Here is a 9,368-nt window from a genome sequence, read left to right on the forward strand (position 1 = left end):
GTTCTTGCCGATCGTCGCATAGCCGGCGATCTTTCCGCCGATCTCGGGCTGAAAGGCATGGTCGTGTGGGCGCTGGAAGACAACCAGAACGCACTCGCCTTTTATGCCGGCGCCGGCGGCCGCGATGTTGCGGAAGGCGTCGAGATCTTCGAGCAGAAGGCGCTCAAGAAGGTCGCTTTCGTCTGGGAATGACAGCCCGGCCCTTCGGCCATTGCGTCTCCCGATTTCAGCCAGCACCATTCGCCGCATTGCACCATGACGCGCCGCCCGCTATCGATCGTCCATCGAGAGAGGGATTTAAGCCATGCGCATTGAAGCCATAGCCAGCGGAAAGAACCCGCCTGAGGACGTCAACGTCATCATCGAGGTGCCGATCGGCGGCGAGCCGATCAAGTATGAGATGGACAAGGAAGCCGGCACGCTGTTCGTCGACCGCTTCCTGCACACCTCGATGCGCTACCCCGGCAATTACGGCTTCGTGCCGCACACGCTGTCGGGCGACGGCGATCCGATCGACGTGCTGGTCTGCAACACGCGCGCCCTGGTGCCGGGCTGCGTCATCAACGTCAGGCCGATCGGCGTGCTGATCATGGAAGACAATGCCGGCCAGGATGAGAAGATCATTGCCGTGCCGTCGCCGAAACTGACGCTGCGCTACGAGAACGTCACCGAATACACCCAGCTGCCCGACATCACGCGCCAGCAGGTGCAGCACTTCTTCGAGCACTACAAGGATCTCGAGCCCGGCAAATGGGTCAAGATCGAAGGCTGGCACGATTCCAAATATGCCAAGAAGATGATCGTCGATGCGATCGAGCGGGCCAAGGCGAGCAAGTAGCCCAACTTCGTCATACCAGGGCGGAGCAGCCGCAAAGCGGCGTCGCGGAGACCCTGGTATCCATGCCGTGACGCCAGGCGACGTGTGCGGCGGAACGGAATTCTGCACCGCCGCGGCGGTGTTGATGTCGCGGCATGGATCCTCGGGTCTGCGCTGCGTCGCTACGCTCCTTGCTCCGCCCGTGGATGACGAAGCTACGGGTGCGATGCCCAATCTCCGCCGTGCTCAGTTATCCACCCGGCCAAAAGCCGGCACATTGCCGATGACGGTGCGCCTGTCCTTGCCGCAGGCGAAGGTGCGTGCCTTGTCGTCGGCAAGCTTGCGCGCCTGATCGTTGGCGGTGGGATTGCCGGTGGCCAGCACCAGGCCGACGGTGCAGCCGTCGCGGGCGTCCATCTGGCCGACCTTGGCGACGAGCAGCACCTCGGTCGGCTTTTTCTCGTCCTCGGGATTGCTGATCGAGCGGCGATGGATGGCTGCATAGGGCACAGCCTTGTCGCCGGTGGTCTCGATGCGCCATTCGATCTTGGCTCCGGACGAATTGAAACCGGAAAAGCTCTCCCAGACCGTTGTCATGTCGCCGCCGGGGGGAAAGCCGTAGAACAGCGATTCACGGGCATCGTCATAGGCTATCAGTACGGGATAGCCGCGATAGCCCGAACAGGCGAGTTCGGCCCAGTCGCCGTCGCCTTCCTCGGCCTGCGCGTAGGTCACGCAATCCTTTTTCGAATCCAGATCGGTGTAGGCGCTGGAAATGCCGTCGGCTTGCGCAGCCCGACCGAGACCGACCAGAACAAGCGGGATCAGAATGGCACGCATGGCGGTCAATCTCCGTTGCAAGCTGCCGCAGCGTAGCGCCAAACGTTATTTCTTCAAGCTCGCTTCAATCAGCAGGTCCGCGTTGCGGGCGACCGCTTGCGCCGGGCCGCCGAGCCCGAACAGCTGGCCACTGATATAGGCGCCTTCGATCAGCAGCAGAAGGCCGTCGCCGAGCGTGTCAGGGTCTTGCGCGCCCATCGCAACCGCCATGGCGCGTAGGCGGCGGCGCAATTCCTGCTTGTTGGCCTCGCTGACCACACGGGCCGGATGGCTGTGGTCGGGATATTCGACCGCCGCGTTGGTCATGCCGCAGCCGCGATAGTCCGCCACTTGCGTGCGCTTGCCGATGCGGGTCAGGAAAGCCTTGATCTGTGCGCGCGGGTCGCCGGGATGAGCGGCAACCGCCTCGTCGAAACGCTCCCAATATTCAAGATCGTACTGCCTGAGATAGGAGGCGGCCAGTTCATCCTTGGACGGAAAGCTGCGATAGAGGCTGGGCTTTGTGACGCCGGCACGTTTGACGATCTCGTCGACGCCGATCGCCCTGATACCGCGCCGGTAGAACAGGTCATAAGCCACATCGAGGATCTTCTTGGCTGCTTTCGGCGGCGCCGACGCATGATCGTCGCTGATGGTCAGATCAATATTTTTGTCGGTTGGCATCGTGTGGCTCGATTGACAATGTTACCGATCGGTACGTATACATACTCCACCTGCAACGTACCGGTCAGTAACATGATAGCTCAATCCCGCCCCTTTGGCCAGCGCTACGCTTTCGTCGTGGTCGGCGTGATCTTCCTTAGCCTGCTGGTCGCGGCTGGCCTGCGCTCCGCACCCTCGGTCATGATGCTGCCGCTGGAGAACAGTTTCGGCTGGCGGCGCGACATCATCTCGCTGGCCGCCGGTGTCGGCATCCTGCTTTACGGCCTGACAGGGCCATTTGCCGCAGCCCTGATGGAGCGCATCGGGCTTCGCCGCACGCTGCTGGCCTCGCTGGTGGTGATGTCGGGCTCGACCGCGCTCAGCCTGCTGATGACCAAGCCGTGGCATCTGTTCATCACCTGGGGCGTGTTCTCGGGCATTGGTTCCGGTGCTGTCGCCAGCGTGCTCGGCGCGACCATCGTCAACCGGTGGTTCAAGACCAATCGCGGGCTTGTCATGGGATTGATGTCGGCCTCCAGCGCCTCGGGCATGCTGGTGTTCCTGCCGCTGATCGCCGCGCTGGCGCAGTCGGGCGGCTGGCAGCCGGTTGTCATTGCGGTCGCGATCGCGACCGCTGCCCTGATACCGCTGGTCTGGCTGCTGGTGCCGGAGCGGCCGGCATCGATCGGCATGGTGCGCTACGGCGCCGAGGCTGACGACGTGCCGCCCACTCCGCCTGCGTCACAGGGCAATTTTCTGGCGCATACGTTCTCGACGCTGCGCCGTGCCGCCGGCACGCGGGTGTTCTGGTATCTGTTCGCCACCTTCTTCGTCTGCGGCTTCACCACCAACGGGCTGGTCGGCACGCATCTGATCGCGTTCTGCGGCGACATGGGCATCGGCGAAGTGCAGGCCGCCGGCCTGCTGTCGATGATGGGCATCTTCGACCTGATCGGCACGACGTTGTCGGGCTGGCTCACCGACCGCTACGATCCGCGCAAGCTGCTCGGCGTCTATTACGGCATTCGTGGCCTGTCGCTGATCTATCTGCCCTATTCCGGCTTCTCGGCCACCAGCTTGATCATCTTCGCCGTGCTCTACGGCCTCGACTGGATCGCCACCGTGCCGCCGACGCTGCGGCTCGCCAACGAGGCGTTCGGCGATCGCAGTGGGCCGATCGTGTTCGGCTGGATCGTCGCCGGGCACCAGATCGGTGCGGCCGCTGCCGCCGCCTTTGGCGGCACCATGCGCGAGCTGCAGGGCAATTACGAACTGGCCTTCCTGATCGCCGGCATGACGGCAATCGCCGCCGCCTGTATCTCGCTGCTGATCAACACCAGCAAGCCGGCGTTCGATCCGGAGCCGCAAGCGGCTTAGGCGCGACGCTAATCTCCCCCCTCGAGGGGGAGATGGCCGCGAAGCGGCCAGAGGGGGGTCGGTCCGACTGGGCTCGGCCTCTTGCGATAGAAGGAGGTTAGCGCTCCACGCGCGGCGACCCCCTCTGTCGCCTTTGGCGACATCTCCCCCTCGAGGGGGAGATTACCCTGTTCATTGTTATCAAAACTTCATCATCCCGAGATGCGCCTGAAACATTGACGCTGGACCTTGGTGGCGCCGTTCAAGCCACCAGGAGACAGCCATGAACAAGCTCTCGATGACCCGCCGCGCCTTCGTCACATCCGCCAGCGCCGTTGGCCTGGCCGGCGTCTCGAGCTTGGCGCTGCCCTATTATTCGCGCGCCAATCAGCGGCCTTCCTTCACCCATGGCGTCCAGTCGGGAGATGTCGACGCCACCAGCGGCATGGTGTGGACGCGCACCGACCGACCGTCGCGCGTCATGTTCGAGGTGTCGTCGACGGAGAATTTCGCCAGTGCGACGCGGCTGGCGCCGCTCGATACGTCGCCGGCCAGCGATTACACGGTCAAGCGGCTGCTCACCGACCTCGCTTCGGACCAGGATATCTTCTACCGCATGACATCGGCCGATCTCGCCGACATCAACGCCGTTTCGGAGCCGATCACCGGCCGTTTCAGGACGGCGCCAGCCTCGAAGCGCGACATCCGCTTTGCCTGGTCCGGCGACACCGCCGGCCAGGGCTGGGGCATCGATGAGACCGGCATGAAGACCTACGCCACGATCGGCAAGCACACGCCCGACTTCTTCCTGCATTCAGGCGACACCATCTATGCCGACGGCGCCATGAAGGACGAGGTCGACCTGCCCGGCGGCGGCAAGTGGAAGAACGTCGTGCTGATCGACGGCAAGCGCAAGGTCGCCGAAACGCTGGACGAGTACCGGGACCAGTGGAAATACAACATGATGGACAGGAACGTGCTCGGCCTGAGCGCCATCTGCCCGACTTTCTACCAGTGGGACGACCATGAAGTGCTGAACAACTGGTCGGATTCCAAGGATCTCAGCGCCGACAGCCGCTACACGGAAAAATCCATCCACGTGCTGGCGGCCCGCGCGGCGCGGGCTTTCCACGAGATGACGACGATCCGCTACGAACCGTCCGAGCCCGGCCGCGTCTATCGCAAGATCGCTTATGGGCCGCTGCTCGACGTGTTCTTCCTCGACATGCGCTCCTATCGCGGCCCCAATGGTCCCGACATGCAGGATGAGATGACGCCGCAGTCGCGCATGCTCGGCGAGCAGCAGACGAAATGGCTGAAGCGCGAACTGGCGAATTCGAAGGCGACCTGGAAAATCATCGCCGCCGACGTGCCGCTCGGCCTCGTCGTCTGGGACGACGGCACCAAGAAGGTTGGCGCCGAAGCGGTCAGCAATGGCGACAATGGCTTGCCAAAAGGGCGCGAGCTCGAGATCGCCGACCTGCTGCGCTTCATAAAGAATGCCGGCATCAGCAACACCGTCTGGCTCACCGCAGATGTGCATTACACGGCCGCGCATTATTACAACCCGGACAAGGCGCAGTTCCAGGAGTTCAATCCGTTCTGGGAATTCGTCTCGGGTCCGATCCATGCCGGCACGTTCGGTCCCAACGATTTCGACATGACGTTCGGTCCGGAGCTGAAGTTCATCAAGGCGCCGACCGCCGAACAGGGACAGAACCTGCCGCCCTCGGCCGGGCTGCAATTCTTCGGGCTCGTCGATATTTCAGGCGCCAGCGAGCAGATGACGGTGCGGCTGATGGATCGCGACGACAACGAACTCTACAAGGTGACGCTCGACCCGGTGCGGTCGGCGTAAGCGCGCTTCTCAACCCTCCCCCTTGTGGGGAAGGTCGGCGGCGGCTTCGCAAAGCGAAGCTGGCGAGACGGGGCGGGGGGTGAAGCGCTGACTAGTCCGGGTAGCAGACCATGGGAATATTCGGCCAGACGGCGCTGTCGCAGTTGGCGGAGTCCTGGCGCTGCTTGAAGGCGGCGCTGACCGGGCCGGTCACCATCGGGTCGACGCCGTCTGGTGCGTCGGCGAAAATCTGCTCGGCCGACTGTGCCTCTGACAGCAAGGCAGGCCGTGATTCCTTCATCGTCGCGGCTGACTGTGCGGCGTTGGCCGCCAGCAGGACGGCGAAGGCAACAGACGCGATGAGCGGCCAGAATCGGTTGAGTTTATCGGTCATGACGTTTGAACTGCCCGGGCCCCAAAGGGTTCCCGCCTTGGTTAACAAAATCATCTCACACGCAGATGCTTAAGATTTGATGAGTATTTGGTGACGCTCCTCCTCTTTCGCAACTGCGAAAAACCCTGTATGAGCCGCGCAACCGAAAGAGGCAGCGCCTTTTGGCCTGCTGCCTGCAACGCTTCCGAGACCAGAACATGAAAATCCGTAATATCGCGATCATCGCGCACGTCGACCATGGAAAGACCACCCTGGTCGACCAGCTTTTGAAGCAGTCCGGCTCCTTCCGAGACAATCAGCGCGTCGCCGAGCGCGCCATGGATTCCAACGACCTCGAAAAGGAACGCGGCATCACCATCCTGGCCAAGGCGACTTCGGTCGACTGGAAGGATACCCGCATCAACATCGTCGACACCCCCGGCCACGCCGATTTCGGTGGCGAGGTCGAACGCATCCTGTCGATGGTGGACTCAGCCATCGTGCTGGTCGACGCAGCCGAAGGGCCGATGCCGCAAACCAAGTTCGTCGTCGGCAAGGCGCTCAAGGTCGGCCTGAAGCCGATCGTCGTCATCAACAAGATCGACCGTCCGGACGCCCGTCACGTCGAGGTGGTCAACGAGGTGTTCGACCTTTTCGCGGCGCTCGACGCCACCGACGAGCAGCTCGACTTCCCGATTCTGTACGGTTCAGGCCGCGATGGCTGGGTTTCGGAAAATCCGGAAGGACCCAAGGACCAGCAGCTGGGACCGCTGTTCGACCTCGTCATCAAGCATGTGCCGGAGCCGACCGTTCATCCCGGCCCGTTCCGCATGATCGGCACCATCCTGGAAGCCAATCCGTTCCTCGGCCGCATCATCACCGGCCGTATCGAGAGCGGCACGCTGAAGGCCAACCAGCCGGTCAAGGTGCTGCACCATGACGGCACCCAGATCGAAACCGGCCGTATTTCGAAGATCCTGGCCTTCCGCGGCCTTGAGCGCCAGCCGATCGAAGAAGCGCAGGCGGGCGACATCGTCGCCATTGCCGGCCTGTCGAAGGGCACCGTCGCCGACACGTTCTGCGACCCGAGCGTAAGCGAACCGCTGCATGCGCAGCCGATCGATCCGCCCACCGTGACGATGTCGTTCCTGGTCAATGACAGTCCGCTGGCCGGCACCGAAGGCGACAAGGTGACCAGCCGCGTCATCCGCGACCGCCTGCTGCGCGAAGCCGAAGGCAATGTCGCGCTGAAGATCGAGGAATCGCCCGACAAGGATTCGTTCTTCGTCTCCGGCCGCGGCGAATTGCAGCTGGCCGTGCTGATCGAGACGATGCGCCGCGAAGGCTTTGAAATCGCCGTGTCGCGTCCGCGCGTCGTCATGCAGAAGGGCGAGAACGGCGAATTGCTGGAGCCGGTCGAAGAAGTCGTCATCGACGTCGATGAGGAGCATGCCGGCGTCGTCGTGCAGAAGATGTCCGAGCGCAAGGCCGAGATGGTCGAACTGCGCCCGTCCGGCGGCAATCGCCAGCGCATCGTCTTCCACGCGCCGACCCGTGGCCTGATCGGCTACCAGTCGGAGCTTTTGACCGACACGCGCGGCACCGCCGTGATGAACCGGCTCTTCCACGCCTATGAGCCCTACAAGGGTGAGCTGCCGGGCCGCACCAATGGCGTGCTGATTTCCAACGAACAGGGCGAATCGGTCGCCTACGCCATGTGGAACCTGGAAGATCGCGGCCCGATGGTCATCGATCCGGGCGTCAAGGTGTATCAGGGCATGATCATCGGCATCCATAGCCGCGACAATGATCTTGAAGTGAACGTGCTCAAGGGCAAGAAGCTGACCAACATCCGTGCCGCCGGCAAGGACGAGGCGGTCAAGCTGACGCCGCCGATCCGCATGACGCTGGAACGCGCGCTGGCCTGGATTCAGGACGATGAACTGGTCGAAGTGACGCCCAAGACCATTCGGCTGCGCAAGCTCTATCTCGATCCGAACGAGCGCAAGCGGTTCGAGAAGTCGTCCAAGGTGGTCGGCGCGGCGTAAGCTCTCTATTTTCCGACAGTCGATAGGGGCGGAGCAACCAGTGTTCCGCCCCTTTTTCGTTCATCCACCGGCAGCCGAGATGATGGCCTGCCGATCGGCCTCGCCGGCCAGATCGATGCGGATCGCGATTCCCGCGCGGGTAGGCTTGCGCAGGGCCTTTGCGCCATCCGGGTCAACGATGAGCAGCCGCCTCTCCTCCAGCGCCTGAAGCCGTGATCGCGAGATGCCGAGTTCGCCAGCGAGCAGCCGGTCGAGTCGCAGCGATGTCGGCATTTCCAGTCCAAGCTGGATCTCCAACACGGTCGCGGCTTCCCCGGTGTCGCCGAGCCTGCGCTTGTGAATGCTGACATCGGAGAACTCCTCGACGCGCCCGATCCGGTTGCGCAACGCGATTACATCGAAGGCATGACGGTGAGCGAGTGCAGGATCGTTGCGTTCGAGCGCCGCCAGCAGCGTCGGGTCGATGTCGCGGCGGTTGCAGCGCTCGAAAATGCCGAAATTCCAGGAGTTGTCGCAGTCGATGCAGCGATAGATCAGCCACACGTCGATGCGTTTGCCGTTGGCGTTGACGCGGAATTTCCCGCTGCTGCAATAGGCCTTCACAGTGCCGCAACGACTGCAGCTGATGAGCGGCCGAGGTGCGGTCTTGGGCGCGATTGCCCAGTGGATACGCTGGAGTCCAGACATGCCGATAAGCCCTTCCCGTCGGGAAGTTCATCAGGCCGGCGATGTCGAGATGCCCATGCGGGCGCGGCGTGGCGGTCGCTTGCTATGATCGGAAATCGGATGTCACGGGCGGCAGCGCGCAACAACGGTTCAGCAGTGCCAAACCGGTCTCGAACCGCCGCCCAGAAGAACACATGAAATGAAAACAGACACCGCGAATGCGGAGTCATGCAGTGTGTCGGGGGAGTTGACGAGACCGGCGGCTACGTAGGCAAAGTGACGCTCAAAATTGTTTCGCGGCGGCCTTTCTAGCCGCGAGATGCTGGACCGACAAGGGTCTTTTGTCGGTGCTACCGCAGCCGAGCCACTTGCGCTAATATCCGAAATCGAAGGTTTTCAACCAGAGACCCCGGTTATGCACCCCACCTCGCTCCTGATCTTCGCCGCCGCTTTGTTCGTTGCCGCCGGTTCGCCCGGCCCCTCGATCGCGGCGCTCGTTGCGCGCGTTATCTCGAAAGGGTTTCGCGACGTGTTCCCGTTCCTGCTCGCCATGTGGATCGGCGAGGGCATCTGGCTGTCGCTGGCGGTGTTCGGCCTGGCTGTCGTGGCGCAGACCTTCCATTTCGCTTTCGTCGTGGTGAAATGGGTCGGCGTCGCCTATCTCGCTTACCTCGCCTGGAAAATGTGGACCGCGCCTGTCGATGCAGAAGGGGGCGAGATGCCGCGCGAGGATTCTCCGGCAAAGCTGTTCTTCGCCGGCATGGCGGTGACGCTTGGCAATCCCAAGAT

The 9,368-nt window shown here is 62.9% G+C and carries 9 protein-coding genes and 1 pseudogene; 6 read left to right on the forward strand and 4 right to left on the reverse strand.

Annotated elements, in window-relative coordinates:
- Positions 1 to 192: pseudogene (locus EN939_RS10365) on the forward strand (hypothetical protein); the annotation flags it as partial.
- Between the two features lie 112 nt (positions 193 to 304).
- Entirely contained in the window at positions 305 to 838 is a 534-nt protein-coding gene (gene ppa, locus EN939_RS10370) for an inorganic diphosphatase (protein WP_013528997.1), read from the forward strand.
- Positions 839 to 1,063: 225 nt separating this feature from the next.
- Here the strand turns inward: ppa and EN939_RS10375 are convergent, their stop codons facing one another.
- Positions 1,064 to 1,657, reverse strand: a complete 594-nt coding sequence (locus tag EN939_RS10375) for a hypothetical protein (RefSeq protein ID WP_127267936.1) — start codon at positions 1,655 to 1,657, stop codon at positions 1,064 to 1,066.
- 45 nt (positions 1,658 to 1,702) lie between these two features.
- Positions 1,703 to 2,320 carry a TetR/AcrR family transcriptional regulator gene (locus tag EN939_RS10380; protein WP_127267937.1) on the reverse strand — a complete coding sequence of 206 codons (618 nt, stop codon included), beginning with the start codon at positions 2,318 to 2,320 and terminating at the stop codon, positions 1,703 to 1,705.
- 72 nt (positions 2,321 to 2,392) lie between these two features.
- On the opposite strand from EN939_RS10380, the gene EN939_RS10385 reads away from it, so the two are divergent.
- Together EN939_RS10385 and EN939_RS10390 are read left to right on the forward strand one after the other, a co-directional pair.
- Positions 2,393 to 3,676, forward strand: coding sequence for an MFS transporter (locus EN939_RS10385; protein ID WP_127267938.1), 1,284 nt, complete (start codon positions 2,393 to 2,395; stop codon positions 3,674 to 3,676).
- A gap of 262 nt (positions 3,677 to 3,938) precedes the next feature.
- Entirely contained in the window at positions 3,939 to 5,513 is a 1,575-nt protein-coding gene (locus EN939_RS10390) for an alkaline phosphatase D family protein (RefSeq protein ID WP_127267939.1), read from the forward strand.
- A 91-nt stretch (positions 5,514 to 5,604) separates the two neighbouring features.
- On the opposite strand, the gene EN939_RS10395 is transcribed toward EN939_RS10390, so the two are convergent.
- The gene (locus EN939_RS10395) at positions 5,605 to 5,886 is read right to left on the reverse strand and encodes a hypothetical protein (RefSeq protein ID WP_236382934.1); all 282 of its coding nucleotides are present in this window, start codon (positions 5,884 to 5,886) and stop codon (positions 5,605 to 5,607) included.
- 197 nt (positions 5,887 to 6,083) lie between these two features.
- On the opposite strand from EN939_RS10395, the gene typA reads away from it, so the two are divergent.
- The gene (typA, locus tag EN939_RS10400; protein WP_023811726.1) at positions 6,084 to 7,913 is read left to right on the forward strand and encodes a translational GTPase TypA; all 1,830 of its coding nucleotides are present in this window, start codon (positions 6,084 to 6,086) and stop codon (positions 7,911 to 7,913) included.
- Positions 7,914 to 7,973: 60 nt separating this feature from the next.
- On the opposite strand, the gene EN939_RS10405 is transcribed toward typA, so the two are convergent.
- Positions 7,974 to 8,600, reverse strand: coding sequence for a DUF1062 domain-containing protein (locus EN939_RS10405; RefSeq protein WP_127267941.1), 627 nt, complete (start codon positions 8,598 to 8,600; stop codon positions 7,974 to 7,976).
- A 394-nt stretch (positions 8,601 to 8,994) separates the two neighbouring features.
- On the opposite strand from EN939_RS10405, the gene EN939_RS10410 reads away from it, so the two are divergent.
- Positions 8,995 to 9,368 (forward strand): LysE family translocator (locus EN939_RS10410; RefSeq protein ID WP_164750934.1); only part of this gene is annotated, 374 nt, incomplete at its 3' end.

The organism is Mesorhizobium sp. M7A.F.Ca.CA.002.05.1.1 (assembly GCF_003998335.1).
In the GTDB taxonomy this organism is placed as follows: domain Bacteria; phylum Pseudomonadota; class Alphaproteobacteria; order Rhizobiales; family Rhizobiaceae; genus Mesorhizobium.

Bases quoted from the DNA above. Each gene is read 5' to 3' on its own strand.
- ppa (WP_013528997.1), top strand. From the start codon at position 305: ATGCGCATTGAAGCCATAGCCAGCGGAAAGAACCCGCCTGAGGACGTC.
- EN939_RS10375 (WP_127267936.1), bottom strand. From the start codon at position 1,657: ATGCGTGCCATTCTGATCCCGCTTGTTCTGGTCGGTCTCGGTCGGGCT.
- EN939_RS10380 (WP_127267937.1), bottom strand. From the start codon at position 2,320: ATGCCAACCGACAAAAATATTGATCTGACCATCAGCGACGATCATGCG.
- EN939_RS10385 (WP_127267938.1), top strand. From the start codon at position 2,393: ATGATAGCTCAATCCCGCCCCTTTGGCCAGCGCTACGCTTTCGTCGTG.
- EN939_RS10390 (WP_127267939.1), top strand. From the start codon at position 3,939: ATGAACAAGCTCTCGATGACCCGCCGCGCCTTCGTCACATCCGCCAGC.
- EN939_RS10395 (WP_236382934.1), bottom strand. From the start codon at position 5,886: ATGACCGATAAACTCAACCGATTCTGGCCGCTCATCGCGTCTGTTGCC.
- typA (WP_023811726.1), top strand. From the start codon at position 6,084: ATGAAAATCCGTAATATCGCGATCATCGCGCACGTCGACCATGGAAAG.
- EN939_RS10405 (WP_127267941.1), bottom strand. From the start codon at position 8,600: ATGTCTGGACTCCAGCGTATCCACTGGGCAATCGCGCCCAAGACCGCA.